This is a genomic window from Meridianimaribacter flavus (assembly GCF_004366715.1).
Lineage (GTDB): Bacteria > Bacteroidota > Bacteroidia > Flavobacteriales > Flavobacteriaceae > Gaetbulibacter_B > Gaetbulibacter_B jejuensis.
The window spans coordinates 449351-465490 of sequence record NZ_SOQZ01000001.1; the positions used below are offsets into that span (position 1 = coordinate 449351).

Genomic DNA, 16140 nt, shown 5'->3' on the forward strand with positions numbered 1-16140 from the left:
TGGCAACCAAAATAAGTGTTAATGAAAATCCCAATGTAAACCCATTGGGATTTTTTATTTTTAGAACCTGTCACTTTGATAAAATTCTGTCAATTCGAGTGAATTTTACGATTGAAATGAGTAAAATTTGTATCGAGAATAGGAGTTTTAGACATCGAAAACAAGAAAACTTTGGCTTGCGTGTACTTCTCGATACATACCGACTTAATCTGTCGGTATACTCGAAGAGACATTTTTAGATAGATTAAAAAAAAGCCCTGAATTACTTCAGGACTTTATAATGTGGTTTTAGGTTTGACCTTTACAAACAAACTCAAAAAAAAGCAATGATGAACAAAATTTAATTAGTAAAGGTCTACTCAAATATGGCTAAAAATGTTTGTTTTTCAAAGTGTTAAGCCATATTTAACAGTAAAAAATCAACGAAAACGTTTTAGTAATAATGCACATTTTAAATAACGACATAGCGTTTCCTGAAATAACCTCGGCTTCACCTGAAGGCGTTTTAGCCATTGGAGGCGATTTGTCTGTTGAACGCTTATTGTTGGCCTATAAATCTGGGATATTCCCTTGGTTTAGCGAAGACGAACCTATTATTTGGTGGTCTCCAGACCCAAGATTTGTGCTCTTTCCTGAAAAGCTTAAAGTTTCAAAAAGCATGAAGCAAGTATTGCGAAACACTGATTTTGTTATAACCGTAAACCAAGCATTTACACAAGTAATTACAGAGTGTGCTAAGGCAAAACGCGACGGACAAGATGGAACTTGGATTACCCAAACCATGATTGACGCTTATACCAAATTACATCAATTAGGTTATGCTAAATCTGTTGAGGTCTGGTTACACAATGAGTTGGTTGGTGGTTTGTATGGTGTAGATGTTGGTAATGGTGTGTTTTGTGGTGAAAGTATGTTTGCCAAAGTAAGTAACGCGAGTAAAGCTGGTTTTATAACCTTTATACAAAACACCAATTACAAGCTTATAGATTGCCAAGTCTATACCAATCATTTAGAGCGTTTAGGTGCTGAAGACATGGATAGAGAGGTGTTTTTAGGGTTTTTGTGAAAATCATTCAACTAAACCTCATCATATCTAAAACAACCCACTTCATGGTCGTTTACCATACCTGTGGTTTGCATATGCGCATAAATAACGGTTGAGCCCACAAACTTAAAGCCTCGCTTTTTCAAATCTTTGCTAATGGCATCACTTAACGCAGTAGTTGCAGGAGCATCCTTGTAGTTTTTAAGCGTGTTTTTTATAGGTTTACCATCAACAAATCCCCAAATATATTTTGAAAAACTTCCAAACTCTTGCTGCACGTTCATAAACGCTTTGGCATTGGTGACGGTTGCGTTTACCTTTAGTTTGTTACGGATAATACCAGCATCTTGTAGTAAACTATCAATCTTAGCTTGTTTATAGTTAGCAATGGTTTTATAGTCAAAATTATCAAAGGCTTTTCTAAAGTTTTCGCGTTTGCGTAAAACGGTTATCCAACTCAATCCTGCCTGAAAGGTTTCTAATATTAAAAACTCAAAAAGTGTGTCGTCGTCATAAACAGGGACTCCCCATTCTTGGTCGTGATAAGCTTCGTAAAGGTCGTCTCCAACACACCAACCGCACCTGTGTTTTGATTGCATAACTTAGTTGTAAGTTTTTTATTATAAATTAGACTTATTCATGACATTAGTCATAAAACAAGAGTGTACAAGATACTATTTTTGCTTTATCAAACATACAATTATGAACCCAAATATAGATACAAAATTATCATACAATCAATACAGAGAGTTGGTTTCTGAATTGGTTGAAAACAAATCAACAACTGGTAACGATGCTTCTGAAGCATTGGTGAATTACACAATGCTCAACGACCGAAGAATGAAGCGTTGGGACAAGACCGTAAAAATTTCAGAAGAAGACCAAGCACGTATAAAATCTTTTAAAGGAAATGTTACTTGGGTAGTACTTACCGAGAGTTGGTGTGGTGATGCAGCACATGTAGTGCCTGTGTTAAATAAAATAGCTGAACTTAACGATGGTATTGAACTACAACTAGTTTTTAGAGATGAAAACGAGGAGTTAATGAATCAGTATTTAACCAATGGAGCAAAGTCTATCCCAAAACTGATTATGACTGATAATGTTACGCAAAAAGTGGTGGATACTTATGGACCAAGACCTAGTGAAGCAACTAAATTGGTAAACGATTTTAAAGCAAAACACGGAACACTATCTGCGGAGTTTAAAGAAGACTTACAGCGTTGGTACAATCAAGATAAAGGTAAAACTGTAATTAAAGATGTGTTACAGTTATTAAGAGTCTAATTGAAAACTATAGCTGCCGATTATTTTTAAAAACAATTATAAAAAATAGATAGAAGTGTCAGTTCGAGTATGCCGACAGAAACTGTCGGTATGTATCGAGAACTAGTTTTTTCCTTTAAAGAAAAATGTAATAGAGCCTATTTGCGAATTGTTGGTTGAAGCATCAAAAGTAGCCGATTTTGCATACTCCAAAGCATGTTCAGTTAAGCACTCATTTTGAGTTGTAGAAGAGCTGTTTATATAAGCATCGGTTACTAAGCCATCAGCATTTACTGTAATGTTTATTACAATTTTACCACTGTCTTCACATAAGTATCTAGGTGTGTTATAATCTAGTAATTCTCTTCCTTTTAGGGAGTATGTTAAGGTACTTATTGCATTTCCTTTTTGATTCTTTTCTCGTTTTTCAGGAGAACGCATTGCAAGTACATCGTTTGCTTTTTTATAACGGTTAAGTTCGTCTTTGTTAACAGAGTAGCCACTAGAACTGTTGTAGGAAGACGATGAGGTAACCACATCATTTAGTTCTTGCGAAGCTTCTTCTTCAAGGGCTTTTGTGGTACGATCAAAATCATTGGCATTCATGGATTTGAAGTTCTTCATCATTTCCTTGAATTCTTCGTCTTCGTTATAAGCTTGATTAGTCGTTTTTAGTCCTTTTTCCAAAGCTTTTAAAGCTTCAAGTTCTTTAAGCTCTTCTTCGGTTGGAGGTTCTATTTCATAGTAACTTTCAGCAATAAATTCTTGCTGTTTAGTAATATGAAAACTAAACATAGCAAATAGTATGATGCCTGCTAAAAGAACCGTAATTAATGCTGCTTTATGTCGTTCAATCCATTCCAAACGTTAAGATTTGTATACGCAATATATACGTTAAAATATGGAAAATAGATTAGAAGAGCATAAATTCTAAAAAAATAGATACACTAGATAGCTTTTCGGTTTGCCTAAATCCGAAGCGTTTTCGGCTAAAATCTAACCCAATCAACCACGAGTTTTTAAAGTTGTCATCAAAGGCTTGATATCCAATTCCTAGTTTGTAAAGCGTACCACTTTCAAAGTTTTTACCTAAGTCTATCATCTTACCATAACCTCCTCTTACAAACACTTTGTCATCAAAATCAAATACATTGTACCTAAAGCTTAAGTGTATAGGAAAAAAGTTGAGTTCTTGCTTAAAATAACGGTCATACTCTATGTTTAAACCAATACTTGAGCGTTCGTCAAACTGATAACCTAAAGTGTTATTGATAAAAATAGCGTTTGGGTTTATAAAGGTTTCACCATCGTCATTTCCAATGCTATAATCGTCATTGGTGGTTAGTGTAACAGCAGCCGAAACTTTATAAAAAAGACCTCGTGTTTTAATAGTATCTTGAGAAAATAAAAGGCTAGTAAAAAGTGCAAAGTAGAGTTGTAAAAATAGCTTCATGGTTTTGTTAGGTTTAAAGCTAGTTTGCTATCAATAATTATTCCGAAGCAAGTTGTTCAATAAACTTTTCGGGAGTAACAGCGTTGTCAACACTAAAATCACCAATTTTTGTACGTCTTAAAACCGAAAGGTGAGCGCCAGAGTTTAAGGCTTTTCCAAAATCGTTAGCCAAAGAACGTATGTAAGTGCCTTTGCTGCAAACTACTCTAAACTCCACAGAATTACCATTGATAGAAGTAATTTCAAATTCTGAAATATGTACAGTCCTAGATTTGATTTCAACCGCTTCACCTGCTCTTGCAAATTCATACAAACGCTTACCATCTTTTTTAATAGCCGAAAACACAGGAGGATACTGCTCTATGTCGCCAATAAATTGTTTGGTGGTTTCGTGTATGAGTGCTTCTGAAATGTGTTCGGTAGGATAGGTTTGGTCAATTTCGGTTTCTAAATCATAAGAAGGTGTTGTGCTACCTAAAACAAACGTTCCTGTGTACTCTTTTACCTGACCTTGAAAAATATTGATTTGCTTAGTCATTTTTCCTGTGCAAATCACCAATAGTCCTGTAGCCAAAGGATCTAAAGTTCCAGCATGACCTACTTTTATTTTTTTTATGTTGAATGCTTGCCTAATTTCCCAACGCAGTTTATTAACGGCTTGAAAGGAAGTCCAGTGCAAAGGTTTGTCAATTAATAAAACTTGACCAGAAAGTACATCGTCTTTAGTCATTATCCAGCGCTATAAGAATAGATTATGGCAATAATACCAACAACAATACAGTATAATGCAAAGTAAGACAATTTACTTTTCTTAACTAAAGCAATCATCCATGTACAGGCAAAAAGCCCAGTAACAAAAGCAGCAATAAAACCTACACTTAGACTTGTAAAGTTTGAGCTGTCGTAGGTGATGTCACCACTTAAAACGTCTTTTGCTATTTTACCAAAAATTAACGGAACAACCATCAAAAACGAAAAACGAGCTGCTTTGGTTTTATCGTTTCCTAATAATACTGAAGTTGATATAGTTGCTCCCGAACGCGAAATTCCAGGAAGCATTGCAATAGCTTGAGCAAAACCAATTACCAAAGCATTTTTAAAACTCACTTTTTTATTAGTGTCTTTGGCTTTATCGGCTAAATACAGCAAGAAAGCTGTTAGTAATAACATGTATCCTACCAATTGAATATTACCGCCAAAAAGTTCAGCCAGTTGTGATTCGTAATTATATCCAATTATAACAGCAGGAATCATTGAGATAACAATTTTGGTGAAAAACTGCATGTCTTCATTCCATTGAAATTTCAGAATACCTTTAATGATGTCCAAAATATCTTTTCTAAAAACAACCATTGTACTTAATGCTGTGGCAAAATGCAGTACAACCGTAAATAGAAGGCTTTCTTCTGGAACTAAATTATCTCCAAGAATGGCTTTTCCTATTTCTAAATGTCCACTAGATGATACAGGTAAAAACTCTGTTAGTCCTTGTATAATACCTAATATAATTGAATCGATAATATCCATGTGCGCAAAAGTACATGAATTTTTTCGTTTGAAAATTTAAAAACAAATGAAAAAATGTTAAGTATTAACAAAGTAGAAACTAAAGCGAAAAAAGGATGTAGTTCTAACAGATAAACATTAAAAAATGGAAGCTGGGTTTACTTCTTACTGTTTTCTTTATTTGGGTTCAATAAAATAGCATACACTTCAATAGCAAAACCAATTAAGATAAGTGTTGGCGCTAGTCTAATTCTTCTGAAACTAAAAATACTTGGGTCAAAAACGTTTGGGTCATCGCTACCACCACCAGACATTAAAATAAAACCAATGGCTATAAATGCTAAACCTATTAGCATAAACTTGTAGTTTTTCTTTCCGAAAACAAATTCGGCTTTTGCGCTTTCTTTACGTTTTTGTTCTCCCATATTCATTTCCTACCAAAGCAGGAATCTATTTTAATTACTCAAATTCTGTAAAAATAATCTCATCACCTATGGCAAGTTGTGCAATATGTTCTGAGGTACCTAACCAAAGTTTAGGTAAGTGCAAAGTAACGGTTTTATTTAAAACTTTTGCGTTAAGAGTATCTAAATTTAATCCGCGTTCCAAACCTCTGTTAATGTAAAAGAAGTCGGTTTTGTCATCATGAAACACAATATCATACGATGTACCTTCAGTAATATTGGTAATTTTAGCAGTAATCACAGTACATTCTTCTGGTTTAGGATTATTAATAATGCAAGACCAGAACATTAGAAAAAGGGCAAGGGCAAAAAAAGGAACTGTTCGTTTCATGAATGAAATCTTGGTTGGTTTCATTAAAAACGTAAAAACCCTAGTATTTAGTGTGTTGCGATTTAATAGTACAACTGGTCGGTTTTCAAATTCAAGAAACGTTGTGTGGCAATAAATGTACTAATCCAAGTGATAATTATACCAAGTATAAAAATACCAGCAAACAATATTGCTAACAACACAGGGTTTTGAACAAAGCCAAGATCAGGGAATGTTCGGTTAAGGTAATAAAGTACTAAAGCCATACCTATAAGTGCAACAATAGCTCCTATAACACCAAGTTGAACGCTTTTAAATACAAATGGTCTACGAATAAAAGCTTTGGTAGCACCTACCATTTGCATCGTTTTTATGATAAAACGTTTAGAATAAACAGCTAATCGTATAGAACTGTTAATGAGTAAAACCGCAATTACAGTAAATAATGCACTTACAATCAGTACCCAAAACGTTATTTTTTTAACGTTGTCATTCATCAGTTCCACAAGGTCATTGTCATAACGTATGTCTTCAATAAACTGTTTGTTGGCAAGCTCTTCGGTAATACCATCAAGGGTCTCGTTAGTAACATAATCGGCTTTTAAGTAAACCTCAATGTTGTTTTGTAGCGGATTGTACCCAACAAAATCCATAAAATCTTCACCTGTATCTGCTTTCATAAACTCAGCAGCTTCTTCTTTTGAGACATAAACCGTTTTCTTGGTGTATTCAGCCATGGCTAAACTTTTTTGAAGCTGGTTGATTTCAACCTCTTTGGCAGAATCATTCAAGAAAATAGTAACAACAACTTGCTCTTTAAAATGGTCTGCTACTTTTTTAGCATTTAAAACCAAAAGACCTAAACAGCCTAAAAGAAAAAGAACCAAGGCGATGCTGATAACTACAGAAAAGTATGACGAAATTAATTTTCGTTTTTGGTATCTATCAAAAGATGAACTCATAAATATTGTGGGTTAATGGTGTAAAAATAATAAACAAAACTATTTCCGTAAGGTTTACAACGTTTAATCTTTCAACATTGTTATAATAACCTTAAATTTGCACCTAATTTCCAAATTAAGTGTGATTTGTCATTCCGCACTTGATGTGGAATCCATAAAAGCGATAGTAAAAATAAAATACTCACCTTCGAGAGCATTATTATGACATATAATTTCAACGAAATAGAAGCCAAATGGCAAAAATATTGGGCAGAAAACCATACGTTTAAAGCCGAAAACCATAGTGATAAACCAAAATACTATGTACTGGATATGTTTCCTTATCCAAGTGGAGCAGGTTTACATGTTGGTCATCCATTAGGTTATATTGCTAGTGATATTTATGCACGCTACAAGCGTCATAAAGGGTTTAATGTATTGCATCCTCAAGGTTATGATAGTTTTGGTTTGCCTGCTGAACAGTATGCTATTCAAACAGGGCAGCATCCTGCAATCACTACCGAAACCAATATTGCAACCTATCGTCGTCAATTAGACCAAATAGGGTTTTCGTTTGATTGGAGTAGAGAAGTACGCACATCAGACCCAAGCTATTACAAATGGACACAGTGGATTTTTATTCAACTGTTCAACTCGTGGTACAATAACGAGAGTGATAAAGCTGAAAACATTTCAACTCTAATTTCTGTTTTTGAAAAAGAAGGAAATGCAAACGTCAATGCTGCTTGCGATGATGATATTAAAATATTTTCTTCGGAAGAATGGAAAGCCTTTTCTTCTGAAAAGCAACAAGAAATACTATTGCAATACAGGTTAACGTATTTAGCCGAAACTGAAGTAAACTGGTGTCCTGCTTTAGGAACCGTTTTAGCCAATGATGAAATTGTTAATGGCGTTTCAGAACGTGGTGGACATCCTGTAGTGCGCAAAAAAATGACGCAATGGAGCATGCGTATTTCGGCATATGCAGAGCGTTTGCTTCAAGGACTAGATACTATTGATTGGACAGATTCACTTAAAGAAAGTCAACGCAACTGGATAGGAAAATCGGTTGGTGCTTCAGTAATATTTAATGTCATTCCGAGCGAAGCGAAGGAATCTGCTAAAAGTGAAAACGATGGTCATGCTGAGCTTGTCGAAGCACCTCAAACTATCGAAGTCTTCACCACAAGACCAGATACTATTTTTGGAGTGTCGTTTATGACTCTAGCTCCAGAACACGAATTGGTTTCTAAAATCACAACACCAGAACAAAAAGCTGAGGTTGAAGCCTATATTGAAGCGACTTCAAAACGTAGCGAACGCGATCGTATGGCAGATGTAAAAACCATTACAGGAACGTTTACAGGAGCTTATGCAGAGCATCCGTTTAGTAAAAAACCTATCCCAATCTGGATTGGAGATTACGTATTGGCAGGTTATGGTACAGGAGCTGTAATGTCAGTACCTTGTGGTGACCAACGCGATTATGATTTTGCAAAGCATTTTAATATTCCTATTCCAAATATATTTGAAGGTGTTGATATTAGTGAAGCAGCATTTACCGACAAAGACAATACTGTAATTGCTAATAGTGGTTTTCTTGATGGATTAAACTATAAAAAAGCAACTAAAACAGCTATTTATGAGTTGGAAAAATTAGGCTACGGAAAAGGGAAAACCAATTACCGCTTACGTGATGCTGTATTTAGTCGTCAGCGTTATTGGGGAGAACCATTTCCTGTGTATTATGTCAACGGCATGCCGCAAATGATAGACGCGCAACACTTGCCTATTACCTTGCCTGAAGTTGAAAAATACTTGCCTACCGAAACAGGTGAGCCACCTTTAGGAAATGCAACCGTTTGGGCTTGGGATACTGAAACCAATACTGTGGTAAGCAATGATAACATAAACAATACCACTATTTTTCCTCTAGAACTTAACACCATGCCTGGGTGGGCAGGAAGCTCACAATACTTTAACAGGTATATGGACCCACATAATGACAAAGAAATTTTCTCGCAAGAAGCCGTAAATTATTGGCAGCAAATAGACTTGTACATTGGTGGTAGCGAGCATGCTACAGGACACTTGTTGTATGCGCGTTTTTGGCAAAAGTTTATGTTCGATTTAGGATTAGTACCTGTTGATGAGTTTGCTAAAAAACTCATTAACCAAGGAATGATTTTGGGAGAGTCTTCTTTTTGTCATGTAATAAGATTAGGCGGTTTAAAGATTGAAAAAATTAACTTTTCAGGTACAATGCCAAATAACTTCGATATAATAATTTCAGATGAATTGTTTCAAGAATCAACAATTGAGGAGTATGATTTTTATGACATATTAAAAAATAAAAAATTATTAGATATAATTACTCCTTTAATGAGGAGTAAACAAACAGTAGAAGAGATAAAAAGTATTTTTGCGTTGGAAGAACATGATTTTGATTTATCTGATTTATCAGTTGAAGATTTAGTTTATAGAGCGATTCATGTCGATGTAAAACAACTCAAAGGAACGTCTGATAACATAAATGTTAAGTCTTTAATTCAGGATTATAGATTTTCAGAATTCAAAGACTCATTTTTTATGGATACAGATTATGAATTAAAAAAAATAATTGAAGTTGATTCATTTAGTACTTTAAGAAGAGTCGAAAAAATGTCCAAATCTAAATATAATGTTGTAGAACCTGACTATATCTGTGAAGAATATGGCGCAGACAGTTTACGTTTGTACGAAATGTTTCTTGGGCCATTAGAGCAATACAAACCTTGGAATACTGCTGGTATTACAGGAGTGCATGGATTTCTTAAAAAGTTATGGAAGCTTTATCATTCCTCCCTTGAGGGAGGTCAGGAGGGTGTTTTTCACGTCACTGAAGACCAACCGACTAAAGACGCTTTAAAAACCTTACATAAAACCATTAAGAAAGTAGAAGAAGACATCGAGAACTTCTCGTTTAATACTTCGGTATCTACGTTTATGATTGCTGTTAATGAGTTAACCGCTCAAAAATGTACAAGCAGAGCAATTTTAGAACCTCTTATTGTGTTAATCTCACCTTATGCACCACATATTGCTGAAGAGTTATGGAGCAAATTAGGACACAACGAGTCGATTGCTACTGCGCCTTTTCCTGAGTATGACGAAAAGCATTTGGTAGAAAGCAGTAAGGTATATCCAATTTCGTTTAATGGTAAAAAACGTTTTGAACTAGAGCTACCATTAGATATGAGTAAAGAAGATATTGAAAAAACAGTGATGGCTCACGAAAAAACACAAGACCAACTACAAGGACGCACACCTAAAAAAGTAATTGTGGTTCCTGGGAAGATTGTGAATATTGTTGGGTAATTAAATTCCTGCAACAGCAGGAATCTCTCTTGTCATCCTGTCCCGAATCTTCGGAAGTTTCTGGATCTCGTGCAATTTGCTCGTGGCTTAACAAATCACTCGAAGTGACGATTAACTATTCCTCATCGTCAGTTCGAGTGTCACGCCAAAGCGTGATGTATCGAGAACTAAAGCAATACATTGCAAACATGACAAAATTTCTTGACGAATGTAATGATAAACTAAAAAAAGCGATTTACTAGAGTTAAGGCCTGTGCTCTTACGTTTTCATACAATGGTGTGGTTTTAAAATACTCACGAAAACATTTTGGTTTATCACTTTCCAGGACAGACTTACATTCAGACAATTCCTTAATCTGTCTGGATATATCTTGCTCTGTCATAAAAACACAATCTCCAGAAAGTACTAAAACATATAAATGCGTAGGTATGCCATTAGGAAAGTCTTGGGTAGCCGCACCTAACATGCCATAAGCCACAGCATCCTTTTTGGGTTCGATACTAAATGAGGTATAATCCAGTAATCGAGCACCAATAGCATAGACCTCTTCAAAGATTAAGGGTAAATGCTCAAACAAGTCATTTGGCTTTTCACTTAAGTGATACCCTTTAAAATGATAATCCAAAAGGGCATTGTTAGAATAAAAAAGGTTCAAAGAGTCTTTCTGTAGACTCAACCCATCCAATTGACGGTTGATGATGCCTTCAAAAAAAGTTTCAAAAACGATGGAACTTTGTGATAAATGGGTAGGACTTACACAGGGTTCCAAAACTTTTTTTAGACACTGTTCCAAAACCTGTAAAGAATCTATTGGTGATGGTCTAGTGAGTTGCCTGTCATCATTAAAATGGGTTATATAGCTTTCTTTAAGTTCTATATAATTTGAAATGGTTTTGTTTTGGGTAAAACAATTAAAACCTACGAAGGTTAGAATTAAAAATATAAAATGCTATGTGAAAATATTAACCTATGATTGATGTTAAGTTGCATTTATTGTGTGTAATAAGGATGAAGCATGAAAAATCAATTTTCTAATTCTTCGATTGATAGTGATTCAAAAGCCCAATCTCTATGTCCTTTTAAGGCATAGTTAATATCATTTACATAAATAACCTTGGCTTCTTTGCTTACTTCTTTTAGAGTTTCTTCCCGTATTGTTTTTAAACAATCCAGGTTGGTGTCGAAAACATTAGTGGGATTTTCACCGCCCTGTTGGATTATTCCAAATTTGTAACCATGAAAAAAACTATCATAATGTGAATTTACACTTCTAATAGCTTCGATAAATTCTCTTTTTCCGTAACCAAAATCTAAAAAATAATTCCTTTTAGGGTCATTCTTAAATAGTCCTGTTACTTTGTAAATGGGACTTACCAATACAACATAATCCATTCCATTGGTGTCAAAAGAAATAGCCACTCGCCAGTAGTATAGTTCAAACGATTTATTCAAATTGGTATCTCACCAATTTTGACTGTCTAAATATGTTTCGTTAGCACGTTTGCAGTCTGATTGACTGTATGATAAAAATGAGATTAAATAAAGTAGCAACAATAGTGTAAATGGATGTTTTATTTTCATTTGGATTGTTTTTATTAGACTGAAATTATTATTCTTTAGGGTCTATGTACTCTCGAAGAAAAGTAATTCTTTCATTGGGTATTTTTTTATCTGGATTAAATTTAAAATCACCAAAATCGTTATAGACGGTTTTTATTTTATCACATCTCCCTTTTGTGCTATAAGCTCCATATTTTTTAGCATTCTCGATAGCCTCTTCTGGTGATTTTCCAAATACAATGTATCGTTGGTACATTCTTGTAAGCCCTACAATTTCATCTAACTTATCTTTTTCGTTATTATAGAGCCAATCATAAAATTGGTCGCTCAAACGTCCTTTCATCACTTCATCACGATTAGGCATAAGGATAGGATTGGATACAAAGCTAACTTGTTTATGGGTGTTGCAATCAAAATTTTGAAGCATTGTGTTGGTAGACATGGTGAATATAGCATACCATTGTGTGTCCTGTGCTTTGGTAGTAATAGATAAAAATGCAAATAGTGTAAAAAGTAATATTTTGTTTTTCATTTTTTTTAATTTAATAAGATTAATAAAAGAATCAAGATTTAATTTTTAAATAGAGTAACAGCCCCTGCCTTTTCCCAAGAATAGCGTTCACCATTTTTTTCGGCAGCAAATTTAATCATGGGCGAATCCAAATGTATTTTAACTATAGGATTATCATTTTTTGTCACCCAATTTTTAGTGTAGTTTTCCATTGGATTAACAGCATCTGATAAACTTTCTTTGGATTCGCCAGGGCCAAGCATTCTTGAGAAAGTTTCACCAGGTTTTGAAACAATTTCACCATTACTAAGTGTATACGTTTTATTTGCTATACCAACATCATAAACAGGCATTTGTGTGTGATTGGTTATTCTCCATTTTATGCGCCCATTGTATCCAGTTGATAATATTCCATATTCTAACGTAAAAAAAGTTCCAGTTTTATTAGTTACTTCAGCATACTTGGTAAATGTCCAGTTTGATTGCGCTCTATTACTGGTTATAGTAAAGTAAGGATTGATTATAAAGGACATGGTTAACATTAAAATTAATTTGCTCATAACTTATATTTTTAATTTTTTATATAATAGTCAATTTCTTTTTTATGATTTCTAAGTATTTCTTCAATTTCATAATCAGAAAGATAAACATCTCCATCATATTTATAAATTTCACCCTTGCCTTTACAGGAGCTGCAATTAGCTCTTACTTTTTCATCCCTTTTTCCAGTCCCTTTACAATATTTACAAGTATATCTATTGTTTAAATATATTACATAACCTTTCCCATCGCAATAACATTTTACTTTTCCATTTACCCAAATTGTTCCAGCCAAACAATCATCATTATCACAATTAATTAGTTTAAAATGCTTAACCGCTTCTGCAATTTTAGATTCTTCTTCTTCTTTCCTCTTTTTTTCTTTTATTTGGTTGGCAACATTACTGTCTATTGGATCAATTAATTTTGTTAATTCCTTTGTCTCATCATATGTCAATTCCTCAACAGTTTTAGAAAACCCTTTAGGTTGTTCCTTTCTATCTAAAATATTAAAATAGCGATTCATTTCTATTTGAGCCTCTTTATATTTTCCTGCCTTGTATGCAGCCATTACATGCAAATATTGGAGTTGATAATTTGACCCACCAAGAAGTTCTTTAGATTCGTTAATAGCTTTGATAGCGTCGTCATAATTGCGAGATTCATAATTTTCTTTAGCTGTGTAATATTTACCTTGAGCTCGAAAATTTAAAGATTGGGAGTTTGAATTGAGACTAGTTAAAATAAAAAAAGTGAATAAAATTTTTTTCATATTGTAAATAACTTTAGGGTTAATAGCACTATAATTCAACGATATTGTTAAATTAATTAACATTGCTTTAGTGTGCAATACTCAATTTGAGTATATTATGATTTAAAATTATTGTTTATTTTTAGTTGAAGGTAAGTAGTACTATGGAAGTAGAAATAAACAATTTGAACATTGACGTAGATAAAGTTGGTTATAATGATGGACTTAATTTTGGTCGGTTTATAGAAAATAAGGAAGTTGTGAACTATACTCTAAAATTATCTAAAAATCAGTTCTTAACTGTCATTGAAGCGGACTACAACCAAATACGAGATGAGATAAAAGTAGATGATGAAGCCATGAATGATACTTCTGAATTTTCAGAAGTTGGCTATTGTTCACTGGAAGACTTGTTTACAAAAAACGCTGCTTTTTCAGACATTGTTAAGACGTATTTAGGTAGGTTATTATTGGAAAAAGTGGTGATACCACAAGAAAACCCAAAGTATATTATAAATAGTATTGGTGGAGCAAAAGTTGAGGGTAATGCTTTAATTATTTACGGTAAAGCCTTTGTAACCTAATCTTTTTCTTTTTCCAACTCAGCAGCCGTTTTAGCACCATAATCTTCTATAAGATATGTGCGGAGTTCTTTAATAACGGTTAATCTGTAGTCTTTATGTCTACTTGGGTCTGCAATAATTTTATCCAAGTAATCTATTAGAGTTTCACTTTTGTCATCAACTAGTTCCACTGCGTTAACATCTATTGGGAATTCTTCAGGGTCTTCCAATAAAAATTGATCAAATACTTGTGGTTCCATATTGAAATCCACCACACGCTTTAAAAAATGGGTGGGATATGGTAATTCAGGTTTTGTTACAGATTTAGATTTACAAACAAAACAATTTGAATAAGTGTTCCAAAGTTCTAAAATCTGTTGTTTGTAATTGGGTGTTTTCCTAGTAATTCCAAGATGAGCTAAAAAAATATTTTCAATTTTTTCGCCTGCATCATCATAACCAAAATTAATATCTATTGAAAGACATATTTTATTTCCCAGCATTTCCACTTCTGTTTCGCCATAGCCTGTATCTTCTCCACAATCGGTTTGTGCGGTAAGGGTTACTGTAAAACCTACAAAAACAAGCAGTAAGGTGTGTTTTAGTTTTTTCATGAGTAATAGCATTATGTTATGGCTTTCAATTTAATTTATTTAGAACTAAAAAAACGAATTACTACAATGATTTACAAATAATTATGTTGAATAGCTCTTGTAATGTGTTAAATTATTAAGGTGACTATACTATTTAAATCTTCAATTTCTATTTTGTTGCCGCAAAGGTGTATTGAGGATAGATAAAAAAGGAAAACGAACAAAGAAACCTTAATATGAGGATTGAACTAGGTTTTTGAAATACAATTGATAGCATCATTTTCTTTATGTTTGAAGTAGAGGGAAACATCCTGACAACTATTGAGTATGTAGTCTTTGCGATAGCTAAGATTAAATGGATTGAAATTACACAAAACTGACAATATTTCTTAACTTAAATTTGGCTTATTTTTTGCTACATTAGTATTAAATTTACACTATTAAACTTTAAAAAGATGATTGGATATTATATATTAATTGGAGCGATTGCTCTGGTAAGTTGGTTAGTTAGTAATCAATTAAAACAAAAGTTTGCCAAATACTCTAAAGTAAGATTACGCAACGGAATGACAGGACGTGAGATTGCGGAAAAAATGTTGGCAGACAACGGTATTTATGACGTTGAGGTTATTTCGGTAGCTGGTCAACTAACAGACCATTATAACCCAAAAAACAAAACAGTAAACCTTAGTGAGCCAGTGTACAACCAAGCTAACGCAGCTGCAGCAGCTGTTGCAGCACACGAGTGTGGGCACGCAGTACAGCATGCACAAGCCTATAGCGCTTTAGGGATGCGTTCGGCATTAGTACCTATTGTAAGTGTAACTTCTGGGATGTCACAATGGTTAGTAATAGGAGGTTTAATACTTGGTGCAGCTGCTGGTGTAGGATTAGGATATTGGGTAGCTGTTGCAGGATTAGTATTTATGGGTTTTGCAACCTTATTTAGCTTTATTACGCTACCTGTAGAGTATGATGCTAGTAATAGAGCATTAGCTTGGTTAAAAGCAAAAAACATGGTAACTCCTGAAGAATATAAAGGCTCTGAAGATGCACTTAAGTGGGCAGCTAGAACTTATCTGGTAGCAGCAATTGGTGCTTTAGCTTCATTGCTATATTGGGCACTTCAAGTATTTGGCGGAAGAGATTAACACTCACAATAATTATAACAAAAGCCTTTCAAAACTATTGAAAGGCTTTTTTGTTGGGTATTAGTAGCTTTTAAGTTAGTCATTCGTCAATTTATACCAACTATATGCCGACTTTATACCGACTA

Annotated in this window: 19 protein-coding genes; 5 read left to right on the top strand and 14 right to left on the bottom strand. The window is 34.0% G+C overall.

Annotated elements, in window-relative coordinates; all coding sequences use genetic code 11:
* The first annotated feature begins 442 nt into the window (after positions 1 to 442).
* A complete protein-coding gene (gene aat / locus A8975_RS02020; RefSeq protein ID WP_134198494.1) occupies positions 443 to 1066 on the top strand; it encodes a leucyl/phenylalanyl-tRNA--protein transferase in 624 nt (207 codons plus the stop codon).
* 11 nt (positions 1067 to 1077) lie between these two features.
* On the opposite strand, the gene A8975_RS02025 is transcribed toward aat, so the two are convergent.
* Positions 1078 to 1644, bottom strand: coding sequence for a DNA-3-methyladenine glycosylase I (locus tag A8975_RS02025; RefSeq protein WP_134198495.1), 567 nt, complete (start codon positions 1642 to 1644; stop codon positions 1078 to 1080).
* A gap of 103 nt (positions 1645 to 1747) precedes the next feature.
* On the opposite strand from A8975_RS02025, the gene A8975_RS02030 reads away from it, so the two are divergent.
* Positions 1748 to 2332 carry a thioredoxin family protein gene (locus A8975_RS02030; protein ID WP_166667431.1) on the top strand — a complete coding sequence of 195 codons (585 nt, stop codon included), beginning with the start codon at positions 1748 to 1750 and terminating at the stop codon, positions 2330 to 2332.
* 102 nt (positions 2333 to 2434) lie between these two features.
* Here the strand turns inward: A8975_RS02030 and A8975_RS02035 are convergent, their stop codons facing one another.
* The 7 genes from A8975_RS02035 to A8975_RS02065 form a co-directional block, all read right to left on the bottom strand.
* Complete coding sequence (locus A8975_RS02035) at positions 2435 to 3175, bottom strand: energy transducer TonB (protein ID WP_134198497.1); 741 nt, start codon at positions 3173 to 3175, stop codon at positions 2435 to 2437.
* Positions 3176 to 3224: 49 nt separating this feature from the next.
* Positions 3225 to 3764: a hypothetical protein gene (locus tag A8975_RS02040; protein ID WP_134198498.1), complete on the bottom strand. Its 540-nt coding sequence runs from the start codon at positions 3762 to 3764 to the stop codon at positions 3225 to 3227.
* Between the two features lie 37 nt (positions 3765 to 3801).
* A complete protein-coding gene (truB, locus tag A8975_RS02045; protein WP_134198499.1) occupies positions 3802 to 4494 on the bottom strand; it encodes a tRNA pseudouridine(55) synthase TruB in 693 nt (230 codons plus the stop codon).
* Complete coding sequence (locus tag A8975_RS02050) at positions 4494 to 5291, bottom strand: undecaprenyl-diphosphate phosphatase (protein WP_131506183.1); 798 nt, start codon at positions 5289 to 5291, stop codon at positions 4494 to 4496. Before A8975_RS02050 ends, truB begins: the two co-directional genes overlap by 1 nt.
* Before the next feature lie 137 nt (positions 5292 to 5428).
* Positions 5429 to 5695 (bottom strand): DUF3098 domain-containing protein, encoded by a 267-nt coding sequence (locus A8975_RS02055; RefSeq protein WP_129759530.1) that lies wholly within the window; start codon positions 5693 to 5695, stop codon positions 5429 to 5431.
* 34 nt (positions 5696 to 5729) lie between these two features.
* Entirely contained in the window at positions 5730 to 6065 is a 336-nt protein-coding gene (locus tag A8975_RS02060; protein WP_134198500.1) for a hypothetical protein, read from the bottom strand.
* Positions 6066 to 6127: 62 nt separating this feature from the next.
* The gene (locus A8975_RS02065; protein ID WP_129759528.1) at positions 6128 to 7006 is read right to left on the bottom strand and encodes a cell division protein FtsX; all 879 of its coding nucleotides are present in this window, start codon (positions 7004 to 7006) and stop codon (positions 6128 to 6130) included.
* Between the two features lie 201 nt (positions 7007 to 7207).
* On the opposite strand from A8975_RS02065, the gene A8975_RS02070 reads away from it, so the two are divergent.
* On the top strand, positions 7208 to 10345 hold the full coding sequence (locus A8975_RS02070) for a leucine--tRNA ligase (RefSeq protein WP_134198501.1): 3138 nt from the start codon (positions 7208 to 7210) through the stop codon (positions 10343 to 10345).
* 221 nt (positions 10346 to 10566) lie between these two features.
* Here A8975_RS02070 and A8975_RS02075 read toward each other — a convergent pair whose 3' ends face one another.
* The 5 genes from A8975_RS02075 to A8975_RS02095 all read right to left on the bottom strand — a co-directional run bounded on the left by A8975_RS02075 (position 10567) and on the right by A8975_RS02095 (position 13729).
* Positions 10567 to 11115, bottom strand: a complete 549-nt coding sequence (locus A8975_RS02075) for a hypothetical protein (protein WP_134198502.1) — start codon at positions 11113 to 11115, stop codon at positions 10567 to 10569.
* A gap of 254 nt (positions 11116 to 11369) precedes the next feature.
* Positions 11370 to 11798 carry a hypothetical protein gene (locus A8975_RS02080; protein WP_134198503.1) on the bottom strand — a complete coding sequence of 143 codons (429 nt, stop codon included), beginning with the start codon at positions 11796 to 11798 and terminating at the stop codon, positions 11370 to 11372.
* Positions 11799 to 11955: 157 nt separating this feature from the next.
* Complete coding sequence (locus A8975_RS02085; protein WP_134198504.1) at positions 11956 to 12438, bottom strand: hypothetical protein; 483 nt, start codon at positions 12436 to 12438, stop codon at positions 11956 to 11958.
* A gap of 38 nt (positions 12439 to 12476) precedes the next feature.
* The gene (locus A8975_RS02090) at positions 12477 to 12977 is read right to left on the bottom strand and encodes a hypothetical protein (RefSeq protein WP_134198505.1); all 501 of its coding nucleotides are present in this window, start codon (positions 12975 to 12977) and stop codon (positions 12477 to 12479) included.
* Positions 12978 to 12988: 11 nt separating this feature from the next.
* Positions 12989 to 13729 carry a hypothetical protein gene (locus A8975_RS02095; RefSeq protein ID WP_134198506.1) on the bottom strand — a complete coding sequence of 247 codons (741 nt, stop codon included), beginning with the start codon at positions 13727 to 13729 and terminating at the stop codon, positions 12989 to 12991.
* Positions 13730 to 13872: 143 nt separating this feature from the next.
* Here A8975_RS02095 and A8975_RS02100 point away from each other — a divergent pair, with 143 nt between their 5' ends.
* Entirely contained in the window at positions 13873 to 14292 is a 420-nt protein-coding gene (locus A8975_RS02100; protein WP_134198507.1) for a hypothetical protein, read from the top strand.
* On the opposite strand, the gene A8975_RS02105 is transcribed toward A8975_RS02100, so the two are convergent.
* Entirely contained in the window at positions 14289 to 14885 is a 597-nt protein-coding gene (locus A8975_RS02105; RefSeq protein WP_134198508.1) for a hypothetical protein, read from the bottom strand. The two genes, A8975_RS02100 and A8975_RS02105, sit on opposite strands and share 4 nt — an antisense overlap.
* 434 nt (positions 14886 to 15319) lie before the next feature.
* Between A8975_RS02105 and A8975_RS02110 the strand changes: the two genes are divergently transcribed.
* Positions 15320 to 16015: a zinc metallopeptidase gene (locus A8975_RS02110; protein WP_131506179.1), complete on the top strand. Its 696-nt coding sequence runs from the start codon at positions 15320 to 15322 to the stop codon at positions 16013 to 16015.
* The last annotated feature ends 125 nt before the right edge of the window (positions 16016 to 16140 follow it).